Source organism: Pseudomonas chlororaphis subsp. aurantiaca, assembly GCF_013466605.1.
Classification (GTDB): Bacteria; Pseudomonadota; Gammaproteobacteria; order Pseudomonadales; family Pseudomonadaceae; genus Aquipseudomonas; species Aquipseudomonas chlororaphis_I.
In genome coordinates, this window is sequence record NZ_CP059162.1 from 4,392,087 (window position 1) to 4,418,827 (window position 26,741).

A 26,741-nucleotide genomic window follows, 5' to 3' on the forward strand; every position below is an offset into this window, starting at 1 on the left:
TGCCTGGTTTTACGCCGACTTCGTCGCCGAGCGCAGCCTGCGGCAGCGGCTAGATCAGCGATCCCTACATATAAAGGTAAAGCCCCATGTCCCTCCCCACCCATGTGCGCCTGGTCGAAGTCGGCCCTCGCGACGGTTTGCAGAACGAAGCCCAGCCCATCAGCGTCGCCGACAAGGTGCAACTGGTGGACGCCCTGAGCGCGGCCGGGCTCGGCTATATAGAAGTCGGCAGTTTCGTCTCGCCCAAATGGGTGCCGCAGATGGCCGGGTCCGCCGAGGTGTTCGCGCAGATCCAGCGCAAGCCGGGGGTGACCTATGGCGCCCTCGCCCCGAACCTGCGCGGCTTCGAAGATGCCGTGGCCGCCGGGGTCAAGGAAGTCGCGGTGTTCGCCGCCGCCTCCGAGGCCTTCTCCCGGCGCAACATCAACTGCTCCATCAGCGAGAGCCTGGAGCGCTTCGTGCCGATCATGGACGCGGCGAAACAACACGACGTTACCGTGCGCGGTTACGTGTCCTGCGTGCTGGGCTGCCCTTACGAAGGCGAGGTGGCGCCGGAACAGGTCGCCGTGGTCGCCCGCGAGCTGTACAGCATGGGCTGCTACGAAGTGTCCCTGGGCGACACCATCGGCACCGGCACCGCCGGCGCTACCCGCCGGATGTTCGAGGTGGTGTCCGCCCACGTTCCGCGGGACAAGCTCGCCGGGCACTTCCACGACACCTATGGCCAGGCCCTGGCCAATATCTACGCCAGCCTGCTGGAAGGCATCGCGGTGTTCGACAGCTCCATCGCCGGGCTCGGCGGCTGCCCCTATGCCAAGGGCGCCAGCGGCAACGTCGCCAGCGAGGACGTGCTGTACCTGCTCAATGGTCTGGGCATCGAAACCGGTATCGACATGGAGCGCCTGATCCTCGCCGGCCAGCAGATTTGCTCCGTGCTTGGGCGGCCCACCGGCTCGCGCGTCGCCAAGGCCCGTTACCCAGGTTGAGGGGATTGCCTGTTTCAGGGTGTTACCGGCCGCTCTGGCGCACGCTCGAAACGGGTAACACGGAAACAGTTTGTCGATTTTCTAGCGGTACAGATGAAATGCCATTTTTATCAAGCCATTGATTTTAAAGGATTTTAAAAAGTTGGCATGGCTTCTGCTATATCTCTGGCATAACAAGAATAAAAAGCAGCAAAGCTAATAAAAATAAGACGAAACGACTCTGACATAACAAAAACAACACGGCAGAGACGCAGCTAACAGATTTTTTTGGAGAGGATGTGTTTTTCAGGGTGTCTTTAACAACAAGAGCCACCCGCAACCGGGCAGAGAACAATAAAACTACCCTAAGGTAGCTCCCGAACTGGTTGGTCGCTCAAGCGAGAAAATAGATCAGCGCTCAAAAAAATACGTTTGCTCTTGATCCCGGATGGGGATCGCCAAAAACAGCGGTAAAGGGTAACGGTTGCCAAAAACAACAACAGACCGCCCCTCAATAATAAAAAAAGAGCACGCAACGACAAAATTAAAGGGGAGCTTCGGCTCCCCTTTGTGCTTTCCGGCCTTCCTGTTTCCCCCCTTCTCCTGATTCGACCGCGGCCTCTAAGACGGCTCGCGAGCCGCTCCCGCACGTATTCGCGGGAGCCTGCTCGAATGGCTCAGGAACGCCCGTGCAACTCCTCGATGCTGATCTCGCGCATCCTGAACTTCTGGATCTTGCCGGTCACGGTCATCGGGAATTCCTCGACGAACTTGAAGTAGCGCGGCGTCTTGAAGTGAGCGATACGCTCCTTGCACCAGGCCTGCAGCTCCTCCTCGCTGGCGCTGTGGCCGGGGTGGAACTTGATCCAGGCGACAATCTCTTCACCGTACTTCGAGCACGGGATGCCGATCACCTGCACGTCGGCCACCGCCGGATGGGTGAAGAAAAATTCCTCCAGCTCGCGCGGATAAATGTTTTCGCCGCCGCGGATGATCATGTCCTTGTTGCGCCCGGCAATGCACACGTAACCCTGGTCGTTCATGGTCGCCAGGTCGCCGGTGTGCATCCAGCCGGCCTGGTCGATGGCTTCGGCCGTGCCCTGCGGGTTGTTCCAGTAGCCCAGCATCACGCTGTAGCCGCGGGTGCAGAGCTCGCCGATGGTGCCGCGCGGCACGATATTGCCCGCCTCGTCGATGATCTTGCTTTCCAGCTGCGGCTGGGTGCGGCCGACCGTGGTCACCCGCAACTCGAGGTCGTCCGCCGGACCGGTCTGTAACGACACCGGGCTGGTTTCGGTCATGCCGTAGGCGATCTGCACTTCGCTCATGTGCATCTCGCTGATGACTCGGCGCATCACCTCGATCGGACAAGTGGCCCCGGCCATGATCCCGGTGCGCAGGCTCGACAGGTCGAACTCGGCCCGTCGTGGCTGGTCGAGCATGGCGATGAACATGGTCGGCACGCCGTACAGCCCGGTGGCCTTTTCCTCGGCCACGGCGCTCAGGGTCAGCAGCGGATCGAAGGCATCGTTGGGGTAGATCATGGTGGTGCCGTGGGTCACGCAGCCCAGGTTGCCCATGACCATGCCGAAGCAGTGGTACAGCGGCACCGGGATCACCAGGCGGTCCTCGTGGCCCAGGCCCAGGCTCTCGCCGACCATATAGCCGTTGTTGAGGATGTTGTAGTGGCTGAGGGTCGCGCCCTTGGGGAAACCGGTGGTGCCGGAGGTGTACTGGATATTCACCGCCTGGTCGGGGTCCAGGCTGTCCTGGCGTTCGCGCAGCGCTTCGACACTGACGCCGGCCCCCAGGTCGGCCAGCTGCGACCAGGGCAGAAAGCCCGACGGCGGCTGCGCGTCGAGGCTGATCACACCGCGCAAATCCGGCAGACGCTCGCTCTGTAGCTGGCCGATGGACTGCTGCGCCAGCTCGGGCGCCAGGCCCTGCAACATGGCGTGATAGTCGGAGGTCTTGAACGCACCGGCGCATACCAGCCACTGGCAACCGGACTGCTTGAGCACGTATTCCAGCTCGGAACTGCGATAGGCCGGGTTGATGTTCACCAGGATCGCGCCGATCTTGGCGCTGGCGAACTGGCTGATGCACCACTGGGCACAATTGGGGGCCCAGATGCCCAGCCGGTCGCCGGTCTTGAGCCCCAAGGCCAACAGCGCCCGGGCATGCAGATCGACGGTTTCGGCCAGTTGCTGCCAGCTGTAGCGCAGCTGCTGATGACGCACCACCAGGGCTTCGCCCTGCGGGTATGACGCCACCGTGCGATCGAACGCCTGACCGATGGTCAGCGCCAGCAAGGCTTTGTCCTGGGTGCCGCGAGTGTAGCTGCGCCCCGGCGCGGATGCGGGTTGATCCATGATGACCCCTATTGTCTTTATTAGTGGGTAAGCATGAGCCAGGCATGTAGCGAAGGAGCCTGGCCCCCAGAGAAAACGCCCTTACTCTGGCGCAAGTTGACGTTTACGTAAAGGGTGATTGACAGCCACCCGTCGCAGGCTTACGTTAACGTAAAGGTGAGAGCTGAATCAGCTGCTCTCCACAGCCCGACTCCCTTATATAAAAACAAGTTTGAAGGTGCCCCCATGAGCTATCCGACCCTGAACTTTGCCCTCGGTGAAACCATCGACATGCTCCGCGACCAGGTGCAGGCCTTCGTCAAGGCCGAGCTGGCGCCACGGGCGGCACAGATAGACGTCGACAACCTGTTCCCCGCCGACATGTGGCGCAAGTTCGGCGACATGGGCCTGCTGGGCATCACCGTGCCGGAAGAATACGGCGGTGCCGGCCTGGGCTACCTGGCCCACGTGGTGGCCATGGAAGAAATCAGCCGCGGCTCGGCCTCGGTCGCCCTCTCCTACGGCGCCCACTCCAACCTCTGCGTCAACCAGATCAACCGCAACGGCAACCCCGCACAGAAAAGCAAATACCTGCCCAAGCTGATCAGCGGCGAACACATCGGCGCCCTGGCCATGAGCGAACCCAACGCCGGCTCCGACGTGGTCTCGATGAAACTGCGCGCCGACAAACGCGGCGACCACTATGTGCTCAACGGCAGCAAGACCTGGATCACCAACGGTCCCGACGCCAACACCTATGTGATCTACGCCAAGACCGACCTGGAAAAGGGCCCGCACGGCATCACCGCGTTCATCGTCGAGCGCGACTGGAAAGGCTTCAGCCGCAGCAACAAGTTCGACAAGCTGGGCATGCGCGGCTCCAATACCTGCGAACTGTTCTTCGATGACGTGGAAGTGCCGGAAGAAAACATCCTCGGCATCCTCAATGGCGGCGTGAAGGTACTGATGAGCGGCCTGGACTACGAGCGCGTGGTGCTCTCCGGCGGCCCGACCGGGATCATGCAGGCCTGCATGGACCTGGTGGTGCCCTACATCCACGACCGCAAGCAGTTCGGCCAGAGCATCGGCGAGTTCCAGCTGATCCAGGGCAAGGTCGCCGACATGTACACCCAGCTCAACGCCAGCCGCGCCTACCTGTATGCCGTGGCCCAGGCCTGCGAGCGCGGCGAGACCACGCGCAAGGACGCTGCCGGGGTGATCCTCTACAGCGCCGAACGCGCCACCCAGATGGCCCTGGACGCGATCCAGATCCTCGGCGGCAACGGCTACATCAACGAATTCCCCGCCGGGCGCCTGCTGCGCGACGCCAAGCTGTATGAGATCGGCGCCGGCACCAGCGAGATCCGCCGCATGCTGATCGGTCGCGAACTGTTCAACGAAACCAAGTAAGGAAGCACCATGAAGGTCTACAGTACTTCCCCCTTCCCCATCGCACAGATGGTCCAGGACTTCATTGCGGATGGCTTCGTCGCATTGATCTCCTTGACCAGCGAGCAACGCCGCGTCGGCGGACAGATTGCACAGCAATTGCGGACGCTTGGTTATGAGCCGATCAATAGAGAAGCCAAAACGCCGAACTGGATTCACTTCGTTTATGACCCTGAGCGGCTCGACTCGGCGAAAGCCGAGAGCATCGCAATCACTCTCGACCCGGAGTCCTGAATGGCTATCCTGCATACCCAGCTCACCCCCCGTTCGGCGGAGTTCGTCGCCAACAGTGAAGCGATGCTCAAACAGGTCGACGCCCTGCACACCCTGCTCGCCCAGATCCAGCAAGGCGGTGGCGCCAAGGCCCAGGAACGGCACACCTCGCGCGGCAAACTGCTGCCGCGCGAGCGCATCAACCGCCTGCTCGACCCAGGCTCGCCCTTTCTCGAAGTCAGCCAGCTGGCGGCGTATGAGGTGTATGGCGAAGACGTGCCGGCCGCCGGGGTGATTGCCGGCATCGGCCGGGTGGAAGGTGTCGAATGCATGATCGTGGCCAACGACGCCACGGTGAAAGGCGGCTCCTACTACCCGCTGACCGTGAAAAAGCACCTGCGGGCCCAGGCCATCGCCCAGCAGAACCGCCTGCCCTGCATCTACCTGGTGGACTCCGGCGGCGCCAACCTGCCGCGCCAGGACGAGGTGTTCCCCGACCGCGAGCACTTCGGGCGGATCTTCTTCAACCAGGCCAACATGAGCGCCCAGGGCATCCCGCAGATCGCCGTGGTCATGGGCTCCTGCACCGCCGGTGGCGCCTACGTGCCGGCCATGGCCGACGAAGCGATCATGGTCCGCGAACAGGCCACCATCTTCCTCGCCGGCCCGCCGCTGGTGAAGGCCGCCACCGGTGAAGTGGTCAGCGCCGAAGACCTCGGCGGCGCCGATGTGCACTGCAAGATCTCCGGTGTCGCCGACCATTATGCCGACAGCGACGAACACGCCCTGGCGCTGGCCCGGCGCAGCATCGCCCACCTCAACTGGCGCAAGCAGGGCGAGTTGCAGCAACGCGCACCGATCGCCCCGCTGTATGCCAGCGACGAGCTGTACGGGGTGATTCCGGCGGACGCCAAGCAACCCTTCGATGTACGCGAAGTCATCGCGCGACTGGTGGACGGTTCGGTCTTCGATGAGTTCAAGGCGCTGTTCGGCACCACCCTGGTGTGCGGCTTCGCCCACCTGCACGGCTACCCGATCGCCATCCTCGCCAACAACGGCATTCTGTTCGCCGAGGCCGCGCAGAAAGGCACGCACTTTATCGAGCTGGCCTGCCAGCGCGGCATCCCGCTGCTGTTCCTGCAGAACATCACCGGCTTCATGGTCGGGCAGAAATACGAGGCCGGCGGCATCGCCAAGCATGGCGCCAAGCTGGTGACCGCGGTGGCCTGTGCCAAGGTGCCGAAGTTCACGGTGATCATCGGCGGCAGCTTCGGCGCCGGTAACTACGGCATGTGCGGCCGCGCCTACGACCCACGCTTCTTGTGGATGTGGCCCAACGCGCGGATCGGCGTGATGGGCGCCGAGCAGGCCGCCGGGGTGCTGGTGCAAGTCAAGCGCGAGCAGGCCGAACGTGGCGGACAGACTTTCAGCGCCGCCCAGGAGGCCGAGATCAAACAGCCGATCCTCGATCAGTACGAACACCAGGGCCATCCGTATTACTCCAGCGCCCGGCTGTGGGACGACGGCGTCATCGACCCGGCACAGACCCGCGACGTCCTGGCGCTGGCCTTGTCCGCGTCCCTCAACGCCCCTATCGAACAGAGCCGCTTCGGCGTGTTCCGCATGTAACCCTGCGCGAGACCGACATGAACGACTTCAACACCCTGGAACTGCTGAAGGACCCGCGTGGTTTCGCCACGCTGTGGCTCAGCCGTGAAGAAAAGAACAACGCCTTCAACGCCGAAATGATCCGCGAGCTGATCCTTGCCCTGGATCAGGTGCAAAGCGATCCGGCCCTGCGCTTTTTGCTGGTGCGCGGCCGCGGCAAGCACTTCAGCGCCGGTGCCGACCTGGCCTGGATGCAGCAGTCGGCCGAACTCGACTACCACACCAACCTCGACGACGCCCGCGAGCTGGCCGAGCTGATGTACAACCTGGCCAAGCTGAAGATCCCGACCCTGGCCGTGGTGCAAGGCGCGGCCTTCGGCGGTGCCCTGGGCCTGATCAGTTGCTGCGACATGGCCATCGGCGCCGACGACGCGCAGTTCTGCCTGTCGGAAGTACGCATCGGCCTGGCCCCGGCGGTGATCAGCCCGTTCGTGGTGCAGGCCATCGGCGAACGCGCGGCACGCCGCTATGCCCTGACCGCCGAGCGCTTCAGCGGCCAGCGCGCCCGGGAAATCGGCCTGCTGTCGGAAAGCTACCCGGCGGCCGAGCTGGAACAACAGGTGGCGTCGTGGATCGACAACCTGCTGCTCAACAGCCCGTGCGCCATGCGCGCTAGCAAGGACCTGCTGCGCGAAGTCGGCAACGGCGCCCTGACTCCGGCCCTGCGTCGCTACTGCGAGAACGCCATTGCCCGCATCCGCGTCAGCCCCGAAGGCCAGGAAGGCCTGCGCGCCTTTCTGCAAAAACGCCCGCCCAGCTGGCAGCCCGCCCCGACCACCAAGGAGCCGCGTTGATGAGCGCCCCTGTCCTGACCACCCTGCTGGTGGCCAACCGCGGCGAGATCGCCTGCCGCGTGATGCGCACCGCCAAGGCCCTGGGCCTGACCACCGTGGCCGTGCACAGCGCCACCGACCGTGGCGCCCGCCACAGCCGCGAAGCCGACCTGCGCATCGACCTGGGCGGCAGCAAGGCCGCCGACAGCTACCTGCAGATCGACAAACTGATCGCCGCCGCCAAGGCCAGCGGCGCCCAGGCGATTCACCCCGGCTACGGCTTTCTCTCGGAAAACGCCGGTTTCGCCCGCGCCATCGAAGCCGCCGGCCTGATCTTCCTCGGCCCGCCGGCGTCGGCCATCGACGCCATGGGCAGCAAGTCGGCGGCCAAGGCCCTGATGGAAACCGCCGGCGTGCCCCTGGTCCCCGGTTACCACGGCGAAGCCCAGGACCTGGAAACCTTCCGCGTCGCCGCCGAACACATCGGCTACCCGGTGCTGCTCAAGGCCACTGCCGGTGGTGGCGGCAAGGGCATGAAAGTGGTGGAGGACGTCAGCCAGCTGGCCGAAGCCCTGGCCTCGGCCCAGCGGGAAGCGCAGTCGTCCTTCGGCGATTCGCGGATGCTGGTGGAAAAGTACGTGCTCAAGCCGCGCCATGTGGAGATCCAGGTGTTCGCCGACCAGCACGGCAACTGCCTGTACCTCAACGAACGCGACTGCTCGATCCAGCGGCGCCACCAGAAAGTCGTCGAAGAAGCCCCCGCCCCCGGCCTGAGCGCCGAACAGCGCAAGGCGATGGGCGAAGCCGCGGTGCGTGCGGCCCAGGCCATTGGTTACGTCGGCGCCGGCACCGTGGAATTCCTGCTGGATGCCCGCGGCGAATTCTTCTTCATGGAAATGAACACCCGCCTGCAAGTGGAGCACCCGGTCACCGAAGCCATCACCGGGCTGGACCTGGTGGCCTGGCAAATCCGCGTGGCCCAGGGCGAAGCGCTGCCGATCACCCAGGAGCAGGTGCCGCTGATCGGGCATGCGATCGAAGTGCGACTGTACGCCGAGGACCCGAGCAACGACTTCCTCCCGGCCACCGGGCGCCTGGCGCTGTACCGCGAATCGGCGGCGGGTCCTGGGCGGCGGGTCGACAGCGGTGTCGAGGAAGGCGACAGCGTGTCGCCGTTCTACGACCCGATGCTCGGCAAGCTGATCGCCTGGGGCGAGAACCGCGAGCAGGCGCGCTTGCGCCTGCTGGGCATGCTCGACGAGTTCGCCATCGGCGGGCTGAAGACCAACCTGGCGTTCCTGCGGCGCATCATCGCCCACCCGGCCTTCGCCGCCGCCGAGCTGGATACCGGTTTTATCCCGCGCTATCAGGACCAGTTGCTGCCACCGGCCACCGCCTTGAGCGATGAGTTCTGGCAAGCCGCCGCCCAGGCGTTCGCCCAGAGCCAGCCGGACCAGGTGCGCACCGACGACCGCCATTCCCCCTGGGCCAAGGCCAGCGGCCTGCGCATCGGCCTGCCGCGGGAAACCGTGCTGCACCTCGACTGCGAGGGCCAGGACCGGGCGATCAAGCTGGACACCGGCAACGCGGCCATGGCCTTGCACGGCGAGCAGCTGTCGATCGAACACAAGGGATTGCGCCAGCAGCACCGGGTGATTCGCCAGGGTGACAGCCTGTACCTGCAGTGGCAGGGCGAAATGCACCGGGTCACGGCCTATGACCCGATTGCCGCGGTGGAGGCCAGCCACAGTCATCATGGCGGCCTGACCGCGCCCATGAACGGCAGCATCGTGCGGGTCCTGGTGCAAGCCGGGCAGAGTGTCGAAGCCGGGGCGCAACTGGTAGTCCTGGAAGCGATGAAGATGGAGCACAGCATCCGCGCACCGCAAGCCGGGGTGGTCAAGGCGCTGTATTGCCAGGAAGGCGAGATGGTCAGTGAGGGAAGTGCCCTGGTGGAGCTGGAATAAGCTCCTGAGGCAGAAGATCGTTCCCGCAGCCTTGCGGGAACGATCGTATTTTTACGTCAGAATTTAGCGGTAGCCTGCACTACCACACCAATAATCCGACACTCATCGCTGTAAAGCGTCTTCGGATAAGTCGGATTCAACGGCACCAGATAACGTTGCCCACCCTCTTCCACCAGCTTGCGGAAAATCGCTTCGGTACTGCCCGGGCATTGCACGATCACCAGCTTGCCGGGAACCGCCTCCACCGCCGGATCCACCAGGATCAACATGTCCTGGGCGATGCTCAGGCCGCTGGGGGCAATCATCGCGTCGCCCACCACGACCAGCCAGAAAGCCGAGCCTTCGGCCTGGTAGTCAGAGAGTTCGTAACGCTCGGCGGTGTAGCCCGCGCCACCGGCCTCGCGCACCTCGCCAACGCCCCGCCAGTCGCTGACCGGGTAGCGAAAGTACGGGTTGTACTTCTGCACCAGTGACGGCCCTTCCAGCAGCAACTGGCCCTCGTCATCCACCTGTGGTTTTTCGCGGATCACCAGCGCGACTTCGAGAAAACCCAGGCCGATTTCTTCCAGCACCCGGTTCATGTCTTCGATCTTCGGCTGGCGCCGTTTGCTCAGCCAATGGCCGATGCCGCCCTGGGACATGCCCAGGCGCTCCGCGAGCTTTTCTTGTGTGACCTTGCGGTCCTTCATGTTGGATTTAACCAACTCGATCCATTTGTCCATGGACCGGAACAATACGTTGTGTATTTCGGCCCTCAACACACAAGTTGTAGTATTTGAAACCTAGTCACAAATACATTAAGTATTACCATTCCTCAGACCCTCTTATTCCACGTCAAAGGATGGAACCACTCATGAGCACAACCAGCAAAGATGCACCGGAACTGGAAACCGATGTCGGCTTCAACGCCCTCAAGGACAGCGAGGCCGCCCGCCGGGCCATGGACTACTACTTGAAACCGGCTATTGCAGAAGCGGCGATCGACGAGAAGTTCTTCGAGGTCAGACACAGCATCAGCAGCGAGGAAGCAATGATCCACGCTTCCGACCTGCTGCGCTGCGCCGCGGCCAGCGCCTACGAGGCCGCCGACCACCTGCGGGGAACCCGACGGGACCTGGCGTTTTCCGTGGTGCACATGATCGATATGGCCAAGGCGCTGGTGGATCGCTCGCTGGACAGCCAGCGCCAGGAATGAAATGCACGGCAGAATTCGCCCACGGCCGACCCGGCCGATGAACAAGGCTGACAACAGAGCCAGGAAATTATTTTCTGAAAGGCGGGGAAAAACATTTGACTTGCAAATGATAATGATTATTATTGCAAGCAACTGGTCGCGAGATCAGTCGATAACCCAAGAGACCTTAGGTCGGACTCCTGGATTATCTCCTCATCAGGCTAATCACGGTTTTTGACCCGGCTTTTTGCCGGGTCTTTTTTTTCTGCCAGTTTTTCTGGCTTGGCTTCAGGCTAATGAAGACTGGGTACCGCTAAATTGGCGGCGATGATAGCAAAAGAATGCCTCATTGCAAGCCGACGCCCGCCGCAACGGCTCGCAAATGCAAAAACAGCGCTTGAGAATCAATCGTATAGCTTCTAAGCTGCTTTCGCGTCAAGGACGACGCCCCCCCTCTCCTGCGGAAATTACCCCGGTATTTCCCTGCCTTGCTAAAGTAACGGCCATAAAAATCCTGTTCAGGAATCGACCATGACCGTGGCTCAAAGCTCGTTTCAAATCTCTGCCAATTTCGACAGCGGCAATATCGAAGTACTGGATGCCAGCAATCCCTCGCAAGTCCTGCTGGCCATCAAGCCCGACACTCGCAGCGCGCATTTCCAGTGGTTCCACTTCAAGGCCAGCGGCCTGCATGTCGGCCAGGAACACTGGTTCCGCCTGAGCAACGCCAGCAAATCCTCGTACAACAAGGCCTGGACCGGCTATCAGGCGGTGGCGTCCTACGACCACGTCAACTGGTTCCGCGTCCCGACGATTTTTGAAGGCGATACCCTGCGCTTCTGCCTGGAAGCCACCCAGACCCACGCCTGGTTCGCCTATTTCGAACCCTACAGCCGCGGCCGGCATGACTGGCTGATCGAGCAGGCGCTGACCAAGGCCGGCGCCGAACTGCTGGCCACCGGCAAAAGCGTCGAGGGTCGCGATATCCAGTTGCTGCGCAAAGGCAGCGGCGGCGAAGGCCGGCGCAAGGTCTGGATCATCGCCCAGCAGCACCCTGGCGAGCACATGGCCGAATGGTTCATGGAGGGGGTGATCGAACGCCTGCAGCACCGTGACGATGCCGAGCTGAACAGGCTGCTGGCCAGCGCCGATCTGTACCTGGTGCCGAACATGAACCCCGACGGCGCCTTCCACGGCCACTTGCGTACCAACGCCATGGGCCAGGACCTGAACCGCGCCTGGCAGAGCGCCAGCCAGGAGCTCAGCCCGGAAGTGCTGTTCGTCCAGCAACAGATGGAGCAGTACGGCGTCGACCTGTTCCTCGACGTGCACGGCGACGAAGAAATCCCCCATGTGTTCACCGCCGGCTGCGAAGGCAACCCGGGCTATACGCCACGCCTGGCCAAGCTCGAGGAGCATTTCCGCAGCCACCTGAAACACAAGACCCGGGACTTCCAGACCACCCACGGCTACACCAGGGACAAGCCTGGCGAAGCCAACATGACCCTGGCCTGCAACAGCGTCGGCGAGAAGTTCGACTGCCTGTCGCTGACCCTGGAAATGCCGTTCAAGGACCACGACGACAATCCCAACCCGCTCACCGGCTGGTCGGGAAAACGCTCGATGCAACTGGGCAAGGACGTTCTCAGCACCGTGGCCGACATGGTCGGCATCCTGCGCTGATCCTGTTGCGCCGGCACCCGCCGGCAATCCTCGGGCCCGAGCAAGCGCCCGTCCGCCGAGCGCAATTCCAGCGGTCGCAGCGGCAGCCCCTGCTCGCGGTCGACCATCAGCGAATGCGCTTCCCCCTCCTCGTAGAAATGCGCCTCGCCCCACTGCCGCAGACCGATGATCAGGTTGAACAGGCCGTTACCCTTCTGCGTCAGCACGTACTCCTGATAGGCACTGCCGTCCGACGCCGGCAGCACTTCGAAGATGCCGTGGGCCACCAGGGTCCGCAGGCGGGCGGCGAGGATGTTCTTGGCCATCCCCAAATTGCGCTGGAACTCGCTGAAGCGGCGGATGCCGTCGAAGGCATCGCGAATGATCAGCAGCGACCACCAGTCGCCGATAGCGTCCAGCGAACGGGCTACCGGGCATTCGGCGCCCTCCAGGCTTGTGCGTTTGACCATGATGCAGACTCGCGACAGGAAAGTGGTTGCAATATAAAACCAGCCTCTCTACCGTACAACTGGTTTCATAAAGAAACTAGAATTCACGGAGCCGAGCATGACAGCCGCAATCGCCCCTCTGCCATCCGCCACCATTCCGGCGTCGGTGGTGCTGCTCTTTGCCATTGCCTGCGGGCTGGCGGTGGGCAATGTCTATTACGCCCAACCCCTGCTCGACGCCATGGCCCACAGCCTGGACATGCCGCCGGCGACCATCGGCCTGGTCATCACCCTGACCCAGGTCGGCTATGGCCTCGGCCTGCTGTTCCTGGTGCCGCTGGGCGACCTGCTGAACCGCCGGCGCCTGATCGTCGGCCAGACGAGCTTGTCGGTCGTGGCCCTGTTGATGGTGGCATTGGCCGCGGACAGCACCTGGCTGTTGCTGGGCATGGCCCTGACCGGGTTGCTCGCGGTAGTGACCCAGGTGCTGGTGGCCTATGCCGCCAACCTGGCCGCGCCGGGCGAACGTGGCCGGGTGGTGGGCAGCGTGACCAGCGGCATCGTGCTCGGGATCCTGCTGGCGCGCACGGTCTCGGGAACCATGGCCGACCTGGCCGGCTGGCGTTCGGTGTACCTGCTGTCGGCCGGGCTGACCCTGTTGATGGCACTGCTGTTGTGGCGGGTGCTGCCCAAGGTCGAGCAACCGGCGGCAATGCACAGCTACGGTCAACTGATCCGCTCGCTGTTCGGTCTGTTCCGCGAAGAAAAGGTCCTGCGCGATCGAGCGGTGCTGGCGATGCTGATCTTCGGCGCCGGCACTGTGCTGTGGACCCCGCTGGTGTTGCCCCTGAGCGCCCCGCCGCTGTCGCTGTCGCACACCGAGATCGGCCTGTTCGGCCTCGCCGGGGCGGCCGGAGCCCTGGGGGCTTCGCGCGCCGGACGCCTGGTCGACCATGGCCTGGGACAGTGGACCAGCGGCCTGGCGCTGAGCCTGATGCTGGCCTCCTGGTTGCCGATCGCCTACACCCAATCGTCACTCTGGGCCCTGTTGCTGGGGGTGATCGTCTTCGACCTGGGTTTGCAGGCGGTGCATGTCACCAGCCAGAGCCTGATCTACAGCACCCGCCCCGAGGCCCAGAGCCGCCTGGCCGCGGGCTACATGCTGTTCTATTCGATCGGCAGCGCCAGCGGCTCGATCGGCGCCACCGCCATGTACGCCTGGGCGGGCTGGACCGGTGTGTGCCTGCTGGGCGCCGCGATCAATAGCGTGGCGCTGCTGTACTGGCTGTGGAGCCTGAACCCGCGCAAAGCCCTGGTGTGTGCCGGTTGAGTCGGGGCCGGTGTGCCCCTTCTCGACCGCACCGCACGCGCCTCAGTCCTTGCCGCGCAGCATGCTTTCCAGTACCCCGTCGCGGCGCACCCAGCCATGGAACAGCGCCGCCGCCAGATGCAGCAGCACCGTCAGGAACAGCAGGTAGGCGAGAAAGCCGTGAGCCTTGCGCAACAAGGCGAACAGCTGGGCATTGGCCGGCAGGATCGACGGCAGTTGCAGCGAACTGCCGAGCATCACCGGGTCGCCCGCCGCCGAAATCATCGCCCAGCCCAGCAGCGGCAGGATCAGCATCAGCGCGTACAGCAGCACATGGGAGGCCTTGGCCGCCAATGCCTGCCAGCCCGGCAGGTCCGCCGGCATCGGCGGTTGCCGGGTGGAAAAGCGCACGACCAGACGCACGATCACCAGCAGCAGAATGGCAATGCCCAGCGGCTTGTGCAGGTGGATCAGCCACTCATGGCGCTCGGACACCGAGGCCACCATGCCGGCACCAATAAACAGCATGGCAATGATCATCAGCGCCATCAGCCAGTGCAGCAGGCGCGCCAGTGGCGCGAAATGATTCGGTTGGGCGCTCATGGGCGGGACTCCTGGGCAGCGTGGGGCAATTGATCGACTTCACTGGTGCGGCGCAGATAGGAACTGGCGTAGGCCGCCGAACGGGCCGCCAACAGCGGATCGTCGGAGGCGGCAATGCCGCTCGGCAGCACCAGCGGGTCGTAGTTGATGTCGCGGCATTCGCCCTCGTTCTGCGGCTGGCTGCGCTCCAGCACCAGGGTCCCGGCATTCAGCACCTTGCGCTCGCTGGGCCAGGCCTTGCTGGCGTCGTCGGTCGGGTCGCCCGGATTGGCCAGGGTGATGCTCAAGCGCCAGCGCAACGGTCCCGCGGCCAGGCGCTGCACCAGGTCTTTTTCGAGGAAGTCGTTACCCTCAGGCACTACTGCGCCGGGCGCGTCCTGGGTCAGCGGCACCACGCCCCAGCGCACCGCCTGGCGTTGCCCGGTGGCGCTCACCAGGTAAAACGCGTTGATGCCGTTGTAGGTTTCGGTGGCGTAGCTGGCCGAGGGCTTGGCGCTTTTGATCCATTGCAGGAACGGCATGGCTTCCGGGTGGGCGGCAAAGAACGCCGGCACGCTGGCCGGGTTCGGCTTGCCGGTCGCCGGCTCTGGCGCACTGGCCTGCTGCAACTGGTAAAACGCCTCGGGGGTGCCCACCGGGAACACCGGCATGCTGTTCATCCCGGTGCGCCATTGCTGGCCGTTGGCCTGGGTGAAACGCAGCGCCAGACTGCGGATCGGCACACTGCCGTCAGGTGCATAGGGGTTGCCGGGGGGCAAGGCGAAACGCCCGACCACCGGGGTCCGCGCTTCGTTGAACACCTGGGCGCTGGAATAGCTGCGGGCCTCGCCGCTGCTCTCGAAATAACCGACCACGCATACACCCTTGGCGTGGTTGCGACGGAAGCCCGGGTGCACGCCGTTGTTTTTCTCCAGCACATCCACCAGGGCCTTGGGAGTCAGGCGCTGCGGATCGAAAGTGCCGTTTACATAAGCCATGGCGCCGGCCAGGGCCGCGACCACCAGGGCGATCCCGGCCAGGCGCAGGCTCAGGCTGGCCGCGCTCAACGGCGGACGATCAGGGGGTGATGGACGATCTACCATGAATATCTCCAGGGCCGCGGGCCACAGGTGGAAAGGACAGGTCAGACGAACCCCGGCAGCGGTTATTCCCTGGCCCGCTATTTATTTTTCGGGCACGGGAATAACCTGCGTTGCCGGGCGTCTGGCGCAAGTGTGCTGTTGCAAGCGTAGCGACTGGCCAACAACCTGCAGGCCCCCATGAACGATATCGACGAACAGCTGCGTGAAATCATTCCCCGGTTGCGGCGCTTCGCCCTGTCCCTGAGCCGTCAGCCCAGCAGCGCCGACGACCTGGTGCAGGCGAGCCTGGAACGGGCGCTGTCGAGCTGGGGCGAAAAACGCCCCGAGGGCGATCTGCGGGCCTGGCTGTTCGCCATTCTCTACCGGCAGTTTCTCGACGCGCACCGCCGCTCACGGCGTTATGCGCGCATGCTGGAATTCTTCACCGGGCGCGACGACGCCCAGCCTTCGGTGGAACGCAGCGTGGTCGCGCAATCGACCCTGGAGGCCTTCGACCGCCTGCCCGCCGAGCAGCGCGCGCTGTTGCTCTGGGTCTCGGTGGAAGGCCTGAGCTACAAGGAAGTCGCCACTATCCTCGACGTGCCCACCGGCACCGTGATGTCCCGACTGTCCCGGGCGCGCCAGGCCCTGCGCCAGCTCAGCGACGGCGAAATCAGCAGCCCTTCTTTGCGGATACTCAAATGATCAGCCTGCCCCCCAGCGAACGCGACCTGCACGCCTACGTCGATCATCAGCTCAGCGAGAGCGACCGGCGCCTGCTGGAAAGCTACCTGAGCAGCCACCCGCAGCTCGCCGCTCAGGTCCAGGCCTGGCAACAGGACGCCCAGCAGCTGCGTGCGGCCCTCGGCGGCGCCCTGCAGCAACCGGCCAACCCTGGCCTGGACCCGGCGCTGATTCGCCAGCGCCTCAAGCGCCAGTCGCGCCGCCACCTGGCCAGCGCCGCGCTGCTGTTGATCGCCCTCGGCGTCGGCGGCCTGAGTGGCTGGCAGGCGCGGGAAATGACCCTGGCCAGTGCTCTGCCGCTGCCGATGACCGACGCCCTGCAAGCCTATCGCCTGTTCGCCCAGCAAGGCGTCCTCCCGGCCGACCTCGAGGTCCGGGGCAACGGCGCCATGCAGGCCTGGCTCGACCGCTACTTCACCCAGGCCGAGCGCTTGCCGGACCTGCGCGAGGCCGGGTTCCAGGCGGTCAGCGGGCGTTTGCTGAGCACCGATCAAGGGCCGGCAGCGATGGTGTTGTACGAAGACCAGGGCGGGCACAGGATCAGTTTCTATATCCGCCCGCCGGGACCGAGGAATTACCTGCTGCCCCGGGGCAGCCGCAGCGATGGCGAACTGCAGGCCGACTACTGGTCCGACAGCGGCTACAACTACGCCATGGTCAGCCCCAGCGGTTCGGCGGTGGCACAGCGGCTGCAGGACACCCAGAAATTTTGAGCCACAGCGCCCGTACCCGGTGGGCCAGCCTTGAGACCGCCAGAGGTCCTTCGGACCTATCGCAGCCTGCGGCAGCGGCTACATCGACCCCGTCATCTGGGCCATCACCTTCACCTATAGCCGCTGCCGTAGGCTGCGATCGGCGGCGAAGCAGCCGCAGGATCTGCGCCACACCACAAACACCTGCGACTAGCACAATAAGGTCACTCCCCCCTTAAAACCCCACATCCAGCACCACGTTGTCGATATAGGTCCCCGCCGGCGGCGTGGCCTGGTCGGTGTAGATCCGGGCGTTGTAGTTGAACACCTGGCTGCCGGTGCCCAGGCCGTTGCCGGGGTTCACCTCGGCGTCGGAACTGGCCCGCCGCGCCGCGCCCACGCTGCCCCAGCGGGTGGTGCCGGCGCTTTTGAAGATGTCGTAGGCCAGGTAGTTGCTCCCCGAGATCATCCGCCGCCGCCCGCCGACGCTGACGGCATGCTGGCCATCGTCCAGGCCCACGGTGTAGGCACTGCCCTTGGTACAGGCGAGGTTGATGGTCTGCCCGCTGACGGTGGCGAAGGCGCTGATCACCGGCGCGCTGCCGAAGCTGATGTTGGGCGCGGTGATCACGCAGTCGTTGGCTACCGTCAGGTTGACCGTCAGGCTGGCGACACCGCTGCCGATATCGCGCCCCAGGCATGCGCCCAGCGCACCGATCCCCGCGCAGTAGTTCCAGCTCCAGGCAATGCTCAGGGTCTCGGTGTAGATGCCGGCGGCGACGTTGCTGCCGGTGATGCTGCCCAGGTAGACCGGAATGGCCTTGGCCACGGTCGGGCTGCCCAGCAGCCCCAGGGCGTCGACGATGGAGTTGCGCGCGAAGTCGAACTGCACGCCGCGGGTGATGGGGTAGTTGGTGCTGTTGTCGCCGTAGATCGTGTAGCCGATGACATCGCCGGTGGGGCCCAGCAGCCCGCTCTGCGAGGAGGTGATGGTGGCGTAGAAATGGTCGTTGCTGGCCATCAGGGTCGCCAACGAGCCGGTGCAGGCCAGGCCGGCGTTGGTGCTGGAAGCAGGTTGCGAGGTGGTGCGCACCAGGATCGAACTGAGGGTGCCGAAACTCGCCGGCGAGGTACTGACCACCGAGCACAGGGCCTGGACCGCCCCGGGCAACAACGCCAACAGCAACAACCCCAGCCTCCAATAACGACGCAACCTGTCCATGTTCACTGACTCCCGATTACGTTCATGAATCCTCACTGACACACCAGCGGCCCAATCAACGGCACCTGTTCCTGTTCCGGCTCCAGGGTGAAGCTCACCTGGCAGATGCCGCCGTCGGCGAGGCTGACCCGCAGGCTGTTGTTCGGCGCCAGGTTTTCCAGGTACACCAGGCCGTCCCAGCCCACCACCGTCTGGGCGCCGCTCTGTTCGTGGGTCACCAGGCTGCCCAGGGGCAGCTCATGGTGCCGGGCGTCCACCAGGACCACGCTGGCGGCGAGGACGCGGGTCAAGGGGAACTCCACCAGATAGCCGCTGCCACGACGCACCGCGACCCGCTGTTCGACCAGCGGGCTCTGCACGTTGGGCGGCAGGTTCAACGGGTCGATCTCGTATTTGCCGCGGTAATAGGCGCTGCTCCAGGGCACCAGCAGATGGCCGTTCTTATCGGTGCTTCCTACCAGCTGGTTTTCGTAGCGCACCGGAATATCCCGGTAGCCGTCGGTGCTGACCACCACGAAGGCGTCGTCGATGCGGTTGGCGGCGAACACCTGGTGGTCCATCCACACCAGCGAACCGCTGGCATCGGCCCAGCGGGTTTGCGCCTCGCTGGAACCATAGACCCCGGCCTGCAATTGCACCGACTGCAAACGCCAGGTCAGGTCGGCCTGGCGGTAGGCCGGCGCATCGCCCTGGGCATATCCAAGATTGAAGCCGAAGCCGCCCTCGCTGGGCACCGCCCGGCTGTAGTTGACCCGCTGCCGGTTCTGCCCGTCCTTGCTGCGCTCGCTGCTCAGGCTGAGGCTGCCGTGGAGGTCGAACGGAATCACCAGTTGGGCCTGGACCGCCCAGTTGCTGTCGCCGATCTCGCGGTTGGCCGACAGGTAGAAACTGCTGCTGCGCCACAGCGGCTTGCTCCAGGTCAGGTTGAGCAGGCGGGTGCGCGAGTCGTCCGCGGCGCGCACATCGAAATAGCCGGCGCCGAGGCTGCCGTAGCGCTCGAGGTTGAGGCTCAGGGTCAGCTGTTCGCTGCGCTGGCTGAGGCTGGCGTAGGGGCTGTCCACCACCGTCAGGTCGGCATAGCCGTCGCGGCGCTGCATGCGCTGGTAGGACAGGCTGTAGCGTTGGCTGCTGTACTGATAACCGAGGCTGATCTGCTGCCCGCCCTGGCCGTCGAAGCGGCTCTGGCTGATGGCGCTGTTGAGCACGCCGAAATTGCCCATGCGCAGGTTGCCGCCGAAGCCGCCGAGGGTCAGGGATTCCGCCGCCTCGGCGTGGCCTTCCAGGGTCAGGTTATCGCTCAGGCCGTAGCGCAGGCTGCCGGAAGTGACGCCGGGGCCGTAGCTGAAATCCCGCAGCGTGTAGTCGCGGCGCAGGGTCCCGCCGGCCACCGAGAAGTCGCTCAGGCCTTTTTGCAGCAGGCTGCTGGTGACATAGAACGGCACGGTGGTCGATACCTGTCGCCCCAGGGCATCGGTGGTCACCACCACCGCTTCGCCGGCACCGTTGATGAACGGGATATTGGTCAGGGTGTAGGGCCCCGGCTGCAGGTCGGCGCTGCTGGACTTGTAGCCGTTGATAAACAGGTCCACCGAGGACGGCACCGCCGCCTCCCCGGCGAACTGCGGCAAGGGGTAGGTCACCAGGTCCGGGCGCACGGCAAAATCACGGGACAGTTGCACGCCGCCCAGGCGCACCGCGTTGCTCCAGGGCAAGGCGCCGCTGACCAGGTCGCCGGCCTCGTAGGTCAGCAGGCGTTCGTCGTCGGAGTAGCGCCAGGTCGTGTCGTAGCGCCGGTAGCCATTGTTCAGCGTGCCCTCGCCGAGGCCGGAAAAGGTCCGCCGGTACTGGCCGGTGTTGGACAGGGTGCCCCAACCGTCGAACAGCCGCACCTCATTCCAGGCGGCTAGGTAGGTGCCGGCATCGTCGGTGTCGTTGAGGTACAGATCGTAATTGAGCAAGGCGCCGAAACTGCTCAACGCCGGGGTTCGTGGATAGGCCTGGCGGCTGCCGATCCGTTGCTCCGGCAGCCAGTCCGGCGGCACCTCCAGCAACAGGCGCTGGCCCTGGCTGTCGTAGTCGCTGTGCAGCCCTCGCAGGCTGTCGAGGGCGACCTGCGCGTCGAGCCCCTCGGGCAATTTCATGCCGCTTTCCCGCAGGGCCTGGGCCGGCGCAAACAGGCGTCCGGCACGTTGCTCGACGGCGATCACTCGCCCGGTATTCATCTGATTGACCACCAGCTCCAGGAACAGTTGGGCATCGCTGATCGCTTCCATGCCGCTGGGTGGCGGCGGCAGCTCGCCCCCCAGGCTGGCGGAGGCGAACACCCAGCAACACAGCCCGCTCGCCGCCCACCCCGGGCGCCAGAAACGACGAGCTGCGCCGAGGCTCATTGTGGCTTTTCATCCATCGATGGAGACCTTTCTTCCATGGCCAGCCGTGGTTCCCGTTACCGGTCAGCCCGAGCGGCAGCTCTGCAACCCCGCCTGTCCGCGGCGGCAAGCGGCTTCAGTGGGCCGGCGCAACGCTCTGCACCTGTGGCGCGCCATTGACCCGCACCTGCAGCACCGCGTCCGTGGTCGGCGCAGCGGGCAGCGGCCAACGCATGATCGCCCCCGGCAGCACGTAGCCCAGCAGCCCTCCCACCAGCGGCCGGGTCTGCCCCGCCTGCTTGAACGCCACATCGGTCAGGCGTGCATGCACCGCGCCCTGGTTGCGTAGCTCCACGTAATTGCGCCCGTCCACTGCCACCTTGCGCCAGCTCAGCTCGGGCACGCCGGCGCTTTTCGGGTCACGCTGGCGGGTGCTGTCTTCCTTGCTCCAGAGCCCGGCCCCGTAGGCGAACAGCGGCACCGAATAGCGCATCTGGAAACGGATGGCCGCCGCCGTCTTGCCCTCGCCGTCGGCGATCGGCGGCTGGGCCGAGGGGATTTCATCGATGATGATCCGGTAGGCCAGCTCCTGGCCGGGCGGGACTTCGCGGGTCCGGGTCAGGCGCACCAATTGCTTCTGCCCCGGCGCGATCTTCGCCACCGGCGGGCTGCCGATCACGTCTCGCTGATTCTGATACTGGTCCTCGAAGCCGCTCTGGCTCCAGGCAAAGACGCGGATCTGCAGGTTGGCGGTTTCCGTGCCGCGGTTTTCCAGCCACAAGGCGCTGGCCTGTTGGTCGGCCTCCAGCACCGGGTCGATCGGCCAGATCAGCACCGAACTGGCGGCCCGGGCCTGGCCCCCCCCCCCCCCCAGCAACGCCATGGCCAGCACGGCACAACCAACGACCTGCAACCGCCGGGAAGTCGAATACATACCGCTACTCCTTATGGTCTTGCTCCATCACCACGACAACTGCACCTGCAGCACGTCGCTGTACGTCCCCCCAGGCTGGTTGCCCGGTAATTGCACCTGGCCGTAGATCGGCAGGCTGATGTTGTTCGCGTCGCTGTAGGCCACCGCCACGCTCTGGCCGATGCCCAGGCTCTGGCTGAACGCGGCGTCGCGAAACAGCTGATAAGCCACCCGCGCACTGCCGCCATCGAGCTGCATGTGCCGTCCACTGCTGTTGTACTGGCCGCCGTCGACACTCATGTTCAGGGTCACCCCCGGCGTGCATTGCAGTTGCACGCTGCTCGCCAGGGCGACCTGCAGCGTGCTGGTGGACAACGCCGACTGGCTGCCGAAGTCCAGGCTGCCGTAGTTGCTCACCCCGCCCACCACCAGGCAGCCGGCGACCACCGTGGCGCTGACCTGGAAGCTCTGGCTGGTCACCGCCGCCAGGGGCAGCGGCAGGCTGCTGGCAGCGAGCAGCACCAGCGCCGTGCAGGCGTGACGGGCCATGGCGTCAGAAGGTCAGTTCGACGGCGACGGTGTCGGTGTAGGTCCCCGCCGGCAGGCCGGCCTTGCCAAGCGCCTTGCCGTAGATATTGACGGTCTGCGCCACGCCGGTGCTGGTGGCGAGGTTGATGACATCGTCGATGGCCAGGAGCTGCGAATGGCCGGAGTCGGTGTACAAGTCGTAAGGCACGAAGTTGCCGCTGCCATCGGCCAGGGCCCGGGTGCCGCCGGCGGACTGGCCGTCGTGGGCGCCCGCGCGGACCTTCACCACCGGGCTGGTGCCGCTGGAACAGAGGATCGACAAGGCCCCACCGCCACCACCGAGCACCTGGGCCGTGGCCTGGGTGAACAGGCTGTCGGTGGTGCCGAAGTTCAGGGCGCCGAAGTTCAGGCCACTGCTGCCGCCCGCGCCGTTGACCTGGCAACTGCTGGTGAGAATCAGGCTGGACGTGATCTGGCCGGTGACCGTCGCGGCCTGGGCGCTGGAGAAGATCGCGAGGCCAAGCAGGGCCAGGGCGATCCGGGACACAAACATATGCATGACATTCGTCCTCTGTGGGTTTACCAATCCAGCGTCACCGTCAGGGTGTCGGTGTAGACCCCTGCCGGCAGCGCGCGGCTATTCGCGACCACCGAGCCAAACACCGGGATCGGTACCTGGGCTCCACTGGTAACGGCGAAATTGTGTTGTTGACCGATGCTGTAGCTGTCGCTGCCGGAGGCATCGAGGAACAGCCGATAGGCAATGGTCTGGCGGCCATTGCTCAGGCGCCGGGTGCTGCCGTCGCCATTCAGGCCGCCGTCGATGGTCACGGTGAACCCGGTCACCGAAGGGTTGCAGGCGACTTCCAGGCGGCCATTGCCAGCGCCGCTGAGGCTGGCATTCAGGGGATTGGCCCAGGTCGGGCCGTGCTGGCCGAAATCCAGCAGGCCGAAGTCGCTGAGCGGGTTTTCGGGCGTGCTGGTGGCGCCATTGGTCACTTCGCAGCCGGCGATGATGGTCAACCGCGCGTGGATCTGCCCGCTGATCGCCGCTTGCGCGTGGTCAGCCAGTAGTAGCACGGAACCCAGGGCCGCCAGCGCCCAGCGTCTACTTGTCATAGCGCATCCATCCCAGATCCATCAGGATCTCTCCCTTGACCGCTCATGGCGAGCGACCTCCCTGTACTGCCCGGATCCACCGGACGGCTCCTTCACAGTCACTACCAGGTGACCGTCACTTTCAGCAGATCGGAATAACGACTGACCCGCGGGATCTCGGCCAGCGGTTCGATCCGCCCGTACAACGGCAGGTCCACCGACCCCGAGTCCGGCACCCGGCCGCTCACCGGCACATTTACCGGCAGCGGAATGCGCCGGGCCGGATCCTGGTACAGGCGATACGGAATGGGTTTGCTGTGTTCGGCACTGCCGGCCAGGTAGCGCACCTCGCCGACGCCTCCGTGTTGTCCGCCGTCGACGCGCAATTGATAAGGGGTGTCCGGGTTGCATTCGAGCCTGGGCAAGCGGGCGTCGAGCAACGCCGCGCTGAGGGGGCCGGCGGGGTTGTCGAGGCGCGGGCTGCTGCCGAAATCCAGCACGCCCAGTTGCTCGATACCGGCATCGCGCTGCTGTCCCACCAGCTGGCAGCCACGCTGCACGTTGACCCGGACCTCCACCTGGAGCTCCGCGGCCCATGCCGTCGCGCCGAGCAACATGCTCATGACTGCGAAAACCAGCTTGCCATTCAACGCCTCAATCCTTTTGAGGAACGATAGGTACAGCTCAGGTTAGTCAGCGCTGGGGAAATCGCCAGCGCCGGGGGGCAAGCCGCGCGCCAATAAAACAGCCGCTTGAGCGCCCGGTGCACCGTGGTCGAACACAGTGACACGGGCAAAAAGCTGTACCGACCAGAGCTTTTCGTAGAACCAACCAGCACCTTCAGACAGCGCTGGATGCCGGGCCGGGGATTGGTTAAATTACCGCGCCGGTTCCAGGGGGGGAGCGGGCCTGGAACAATCGGGGTGACACCATTGGCCGCTTTACCGCCAAACCGCTCGCTACGCCCATCGCGCTGGCCCAGGCTGCGCGCGTTCTTCGGCAAGGCCTTCGCCCGGCCCGCCGCCAGTACCAGCCACGGCCGAGTGATTCACGAGTATTTCCGCCATAAAGCCCACGACCAGGGCTACACCCTGAGCCACAGCCAGCAGCGGGTGATCGACTACATGGCCCAGCAGGCCAACGCCCTGCTCCAGCCAGACGCCAGGCCACACGCCAGCCGCAGCCTGTATCTTTATGGCGCGGTGGGACGGGGCAAAAGCTGGCTGCTGGACGGCTTCTTCCGCGCCATCCCGCTGGCGGAAAAACAGCGCCTGCACTTCCACGATTTCTTCGCCCAGCTGCATCAGGGCATGTTCCGCCACCGCGAGCAGCCCGACGCCCTGGAGGCCACCCTCGACGAACTGCTCAGCCACTGTCGGGTGCTGTGCTTCGACGAGTTCCACGTCCACGACATCGGCGACGCGATGCTGATCACGCGGCTGTTCAAGGCGCTGTTCCAACGCGGCATCCTGCTGCTGGTGACCTCCAACTACGCCCCCCAGGGCTTGCTGCCCAACCCGCTCTACCACGCGCGCTTCAAGCCGGTGATCGACCTGATCGCCAGCCGCATGCAAGTGATGGAGGTCGGCGGCCCCCACGACTACCGCAGCCAGCCCCGCAGCCATTCGCAGCAGGTGTTCACCCAGGGCCGTTACCTGTGGCCCGGCAGCGAGCAGCATCGCCAGAGCCTGGGCCTGCCACCACGCAACGGCCCGACCTCGGCGCTGATGGTCGGCGCGCGCCAGCTCCAGGTGCGGTTGTGCGAACAACACAGCGTGGGTTTTGCCTTCAGTGACCTGTGCGAACAGCCGACCGCGGTCATGGACTACCTGGAGCTGAGCCGGCGTTTCGATCACTGGATCATCGACGAGCTGCCCGAGTTGGGCGAATGCCCGATCGCCGTGCAGCAGCGCTTTATCAACCTGATCGACGTGCTGTACGACCAGGACAAGCACCTGACCCTGATCGGCGAACGCTCCCTGCGCGAGAGCCTGGGCGGTAACACCATCGACCTGGCGCGCGCGCGCAGCCGCCTGGGACAGCTGCAGGAAATCAGCGCGGATACGCCGCCGAGCTGAACCGGCGGTCGCCACTCGCCGTCCTGCGCCGCTATCATGGCGGCCATTTCCAGGGCCGTGCGCCCTCCTCCTGCCTGAGTGTCGAATCTGTTCATGGATACCCTTGCCCAACTGCGGGCCGGCCAATTGGCCGGGCTCAAGCGTCTGGACCTGTCTTGCGGGCTGACCGAATTCCCCCGGGAAATCTTCGACCTGGCGGACTCGCTGGAAGTCCTCAACCTCAGCGGCAATGCCCTGAGCAGCCTGCCGGACGACCTGCACCGCCTGACCCGCCTGCGGGTGCTGTTCTGCTCCGACAATCTCTTCACGCAAATGCCGGCCTGCGTCGGCCAGTGCGCGCAACTGAGCATGGTCGGCTTCAAGGCCAACCGGATCGAGCGGGTGCCCGCCGCCGCCCTGCCGCCGCTGTTGCGCTGGCTGATCCTCACCGACAACCGCATCGAGGAACTGCCGGACGAGCTGGGCCGGCGCCCGCACCTGCAAAAGCTGATGCTCTCCGGCAACCGCCTGACCCGGCTGCCCCAGAGCCTCGGCCAATGCCACCAGCTGGAACTGATCCGCATCGCCGCCAACCGGCTCAGCGCATTGCCGGCCTTCCTGCTGGGCCTGCCACGCCTGACCTGGCTGGCCTATGCCGGCAACCCGCTGGAATCCGAGGCCGACGCGGCGGCGCTGGAGTCAGTGGCGCAGATTCCCTGGGCCGAGCTGGATTTGCAGCAGCGCCTGGGCGAAGGCGCCTCCGGGGTGATTCACCAGGCCCGCTGGCAGCGCCCCGGGCAAGCATCAGTCGAGGTGGCGGTCAAGCTGTACAAGGGCAGCATGACCAGCGACGGCTCGCCGCTGCATGAAATGAACGCCTGCATCAGCGCCGGCCGGCACCCGAACCTGATCCGGGTCGAAGGCCGGATCAGCGATCACCCCCAAGGGCAGAACGGCCTGGTGATGCAGTTGATCGAGCCGAGCTACCGCAACCTGGCGGCCTTGCCGAGCCTGGCCTCCTGCACCCGCGACATTTACGACGAGAGCAGCCGTTTCAGCGCCGACGCAACCTTGCGCATGGCCCGCGGCATCGCCTCGGTCGGCGCGCACCTGCACCGCCAGGGCATCACCCACGGCGACCTGTACGGCCATAACATTCTGTGGAACCCGGAGGGCGAGTGCCTGCTGGGGGATTTTGGCGCGGCGTCTTTCCATGCGCTGGCCGACACCGAGGAAACCCGGGCGCTGCAACGCATCGAAGTACGGGCCTTCGGCATTCTGCTGGAGGAGTTGCTGGCAAGGATCGAGCCGGGCCTGAGCCCGCGGCAGCACGAACGCCTGCAAGCGCTGGTCAGCGACTGCTGTCAGCCGCAGGTGCTGGCGCGGCCGGGGTTTGCCGAAGTCGGGGACGTGTTGCGGGGGATTTGAAGAGCATCGCCAGCCAGCTCGCTCCTGAAGGAACTCGCTGGCTGGC

General features: G+C 65.0%; 24 protein-coding genes and 1 pseudogene. 13 read left to right on the top strand and 12 right to left on the bottom strand.

Annotated features, from left to right (window positions below; translation table 11 throughout):
- Window positions 1–86: 86 nt before the first annotated feature.
- Window positions 87–986, top strand: coding sequence for a hydroxymethylglutaryl-CoA lyase (locus H0I86_RS19785; protein WP_180921786.1), 900 nt, complete (start codon window positions 87–89; stop codon window positions 984–986).
- A gap of 656 nt (window positions 987–1,642) precedes the next feature.
- Here H0I86_RS19785 and H0I86_RS19790 read toward each other — a convergent pair.
- A complete protein-coding gene (locus H0I86_RS19790) occupies window positions 1,643–3,337 on the bottom strand; it encodes an AMP-binding protein (RefSeq protein ID WP_180921787.1) in 1,695 nt (564 codons plus the stop codon).
- 225 nt (window positions 3,338–3,562) lie between these two features.
- Between H0I86_RS19790 and H0I86_RS19795 the strand changes: the two genes are divergently transcribed.
- From H0I86_RS19795 to H0I86_RS19815, 5 genes are read left to right on the top strand one after another with little or no spacing between them, the layout of a single operon-like run.
- On the top strand, window positions 3,563–4,726 hold the full coding sequence (locus tag H0I86_RS19795) for an isovaleryl-CoA dehydrogenase (protein ID WP_180921788.1): 1,164 nt from the start codon (window positions 3,563–3,565) through the stop codon (window positions 4,724–4,726).
- A 9-nt stretch (window positions 4,727–4,735) separates the two neighbouring features.
- Entirely contained in the window at window positions 4,736–4,999 is a 264-nt protein-coding gene (locus tag H0I86_RS19800; RefSeq protein WP_180921789.1) for a hypothetical protein, read from the top strand.
- On the top strand, window positions 5,000–6,607 hold the full coding sequence (locus H0I86_RS19805) for a carboxyl transferase domain-containing protein (protein ID WP_180921790.1): 1,608 nt from the start codon (window positions 5,000–5,002) through the stop codon (window positions 6,605–6,607).
- A gap of 17 nt (window positions 6,608–6,624) precedes the next feature.
- Window positions 6,625–7,440 (top strand): gamma-carboxygeranoyl-CoA hydratase, encoded by an 816-nt coding sequence (locus H0I86_RS19810; RefSeq protein WP_023964344.1) that lies wholly within the window; start codon window positions 6,625–6,627, stop codon window positions 7,438–7,440.
- The gene (locus H0I86_RS19815) at window positions 7,440–9,386 is read left to right on the top strand and encodes an acetyl/propionyl/methylcrotonyl-CoA carboxylase subunit alpha (protein WP_180921791.1); all 1,947 of its coding nucleotides are present in this window, start codon (window positions 7,440–7,442) and stop codon (window positions 9,384–9,386) included. Before H0I86_RS19810 ends, H0I86_RS19815 begins: the two co-directional genes overlap by 1 nt.
- A gap of 56 nt (window positions 9,387–9,442) precedes the next feature.
- On the opposite strand, the gene H0I86_RS19820 is transcribed toward H0I86_RS19815, so the two are convergent.
- On the bottom strand, window positions 9,443–10,108 hold the full coding sequence (locus tag H0I86_RS19820) for a LexA family protein (protein ID WP_180921792.1): 666 nt from the start codon (window positions 10,106–10,108) through the stop codon (window positions 9,443–9,445).
- Between the two features lie 131 nt (window positions 10,109–10,239).
- Here H0I86_RS19820 and H0I86_RS19825 point away from each other — a divergent pair, with 131 nt between their 5' ends.
- Together H0I86_RS19825 and H0I86_RS19830 are read left to right on the top strand one after the other, a co-directional pair.
- Window positions 10,240–10,581: a DUF6124 family protein gene (locus tag H0I86_RS19825; protein ID WP_180921793.1), complete on the top strand. Its 342-nt coding sequence runs from the start codon at window positions 10,240–10,242 to the stop codon at window positions 10,579–10,581.
- 510 nt (window positions 10,582–11,091) lie between these two features.
- Window positions 11,092–12,243: a M14 family metallopeptidase gene (locus H0I86_RS19830; protein WP_180921794.1), complete on the top strand. Its 1,152-nt coding sequence runs from the start codon at window positions 11,092–11,094 to the stop codon at window positions 12,241–12,243.
- A gap of 5 nt (window positions 12,244–12,248) precedes the next feature.
- Here the strand turns inward: H0I86_RS19830 and H0I86_RS19835 are convergent.
- A pseudogene (locus H0I86_RS19835) lies at window positions 12,249–12,692 on the bottom strand (winged helix-turn-helix transcriptional regulator); the annotation flags it as partial.
- A 97-nt stretch (window positions 12,693–12,789) separates the two neighbouring features.
- On the opposite strand from H0I86_RS19835, the gene H0I86_RS19840 reads away from it, so the two are divergent.
- Window positions 12,790–14,001, top strand: a complete 1,212-nt coding sequence (locus tag H0I86_RS19840; RefSeq protein ID WP_180921795.1) for an MFS transporter — start codon at window positions 12,790–12,792, stop codon at window positions 13,999–14,001.
- Between the two features lie 42 nt (window positions 14,002–14,043).
- On the opposite strand, the gene H0I86_RS19845 is transcribed toward H0I86_RS19840, so the two are convergent.
- Together H0I86_RS19845 and H0I86_RS19850 are read right to left on the bottom strand one after the other, a co-directional pair.
- Window positions 14,044–14,583, bottom strand: coding sequence for a cytochrome b (locus H0I86_RS19845; RefSeq protein ID WP_180921796.1), 540 nt, complete (start codon window positions 14,581–14,583; stop codon window positions 14,044–14,046).
- Window positions 14,580–15,665 (bottom strand): catalase family peroxidase, encoded by a 1,086-nt coding sequence (locus H0I86_RS19850; protein WP_180921797.1) that lies wholly within the window; start codon window positions 15,663–15,665, stop codon window positions 14,580–14,582. Before H0I86_RS19850 ends, H0I86_RS19845 begins: the two co-directional genes overlap by 4 nt.
- A 177-nt stretch (window positions 15,666–15,842) precedes the next feature.
- On the opposite strand from H0I86_RS19850, the gene H0I86_RS19855 reads away from it, so the two are divergent.
- Together H0I86_RS19855 and H0I86_RS19860 are read left to right on the top strand one after the other, a co-directional pair.
- A complete protein-coding gene (locus H0I86_RS19855; RefSeq protein ID WP_009044629.1) occupies window positions 15,843–16,349 on the top strand; it encodes an RNA polymerase sigma factor in 507 nt (168 codons plus the stop codon).
- Window positions 16,346–17,101 carry an anti-sigma factor family protein gene (locus H0I86_RS19860; RefSeq protein WP_180921798.1) on the top strand — a complete coding sequence of 252 codons (756 nt, stop codon included), beginning with the start codon at window positions 16,346–16,348 and terminating at the stop codon, window positions 17,099–17,101. The genes H0I86_RS19855 and H0I86_RS19860 overlap by 4 nt, the downstream gene beginning before the upstream one ends.
- A gap of 214 nt (window positions 17,102–17,315) precedes the next feature.
- On the opposite strand, the gene H0I86_RS19865 is transcribed toward H0I86_RS19860, so the two are convergent.
- From H0I86_RS19865 to H0I86_RS19895, 7 genes are all read right to left on the bottom strand, one after another.
- Complete coding sequence (locus H0I86_RS19865; RefSeq protein WP_180921799.1) at window positions 17,316–18,302, bottom strand: Csu type fimbrial protein; 987 nt, start codon at window positions 18,300–18,302, stop codon at window positions 17,316–17,318.
- A 32-nt stretch (window positions 18,303–18,334) separates the two neighbouring features.
- Window positions 18,335–20,692: a fimbria/pilus outer membrane usher protein gene (locus H0I86_RS19870; RefSeq protein ID WP_180921800.1), complete on the bottom strand. Its 2,358-nt coding sequence runs from the start codon at window positions 20,690–20,692 to the stop codon at window positions 18,335–18,337.
- Between the two features lie 115 nt (window positions 20,693–20,807).
- Window positions 20,808–21,605, bottom strand: a complete 798-nt coding sequence (locus tag H0I86_RS19875; protein WP_180921801.1) for a fimbrial biogenesis chaperone — start codon at window positions 21,603–21,605, stop codon at window positions 20,808–20,810.
- A 27-nt stretch (window positions 21,606–21,632) separates the two neighbouring features.
- A complete protein-coding gene (locus H0I86_RS19880) occupies window positions 21,633–22,133 on the bottom strand; it encodes a Csu type fimbrial protein (protein ID WP_038577747.1) in 501 nt (166 codons plus the stop codon).
- 4 nt (window positions 22,134–22,137) lie between these two features.
- Window positions 22,138–22,671 carry a Csu type fimbrial protein gene (locus tag H0I86_RS19885; protein ID WP_180921802.1) on the bottom strand — a complete coding sequence of 178 codons (534 nt, stop codon included), beginning with the start codon at window positions 22,669–22,671 and terminating at the stop codon, window positions 22,138–22,140.
- Between the two features lie 20 nt (window positions 22,672–22,691).
- Window positions 22,692–23,231 (bottom strand): Csu type fimbrial protein, encoded by a 540-nt coding sequence (locus tag H0I86_RS19890; protein WP_081360422.1) that lies wholly within the window; start codon window positions 23,229–23,231, stop codon window positions 22,692–22,694.
- Between the two features lie 101 nt (window positions 23,232–23,332).
- Complete coding sequence (locus H0I86_RS19895) at window positions 23,333–23,833, bottom strand: Csu type fimbrial protein (protein WP_371920944.1); 501 nt, start codon at window positions 23,831–23,833, stop codon at window positions 23,333–23,335.
- Window positions 23,834–24,142: 309 nt separating this feature from the next.
- On the opposite strand from H0I86_RS19895, the gene zapE reads away from it, so the two are divergent.
- Both zapE and H0I86_RS19905 read left to right on the top strand, forming a co-directional pair.
- Complete coding sequence (gene zapE, locus H0I86_RS19900) at window positions 24,143–25,288, top strand: cell division protein ZapE (RefSeq protein ID WP_180921803.1); 1,146 nt, start codon at window positions 24,143–24,145, stop codon at window positions 25,286–25,288.
- A 93-nt stretch (window positions 25,289–25,381) separates the two neighbouring features.
- The gene (locus H0I86_RS19905; protein WP_180921804.1) at window positions 25,382–26,695 is read left to right on the top strand and encodes a leucine-rich repeat-containing protein kinase family protein; all 1,314 of its coding nucleotides are present in this window, start codon (window positions 25,382–25,384) and stop codon (window positions 26,693–26,695) included.
- Window positions 26,696–26,741 lie beyond the last annotated feature (46 nt).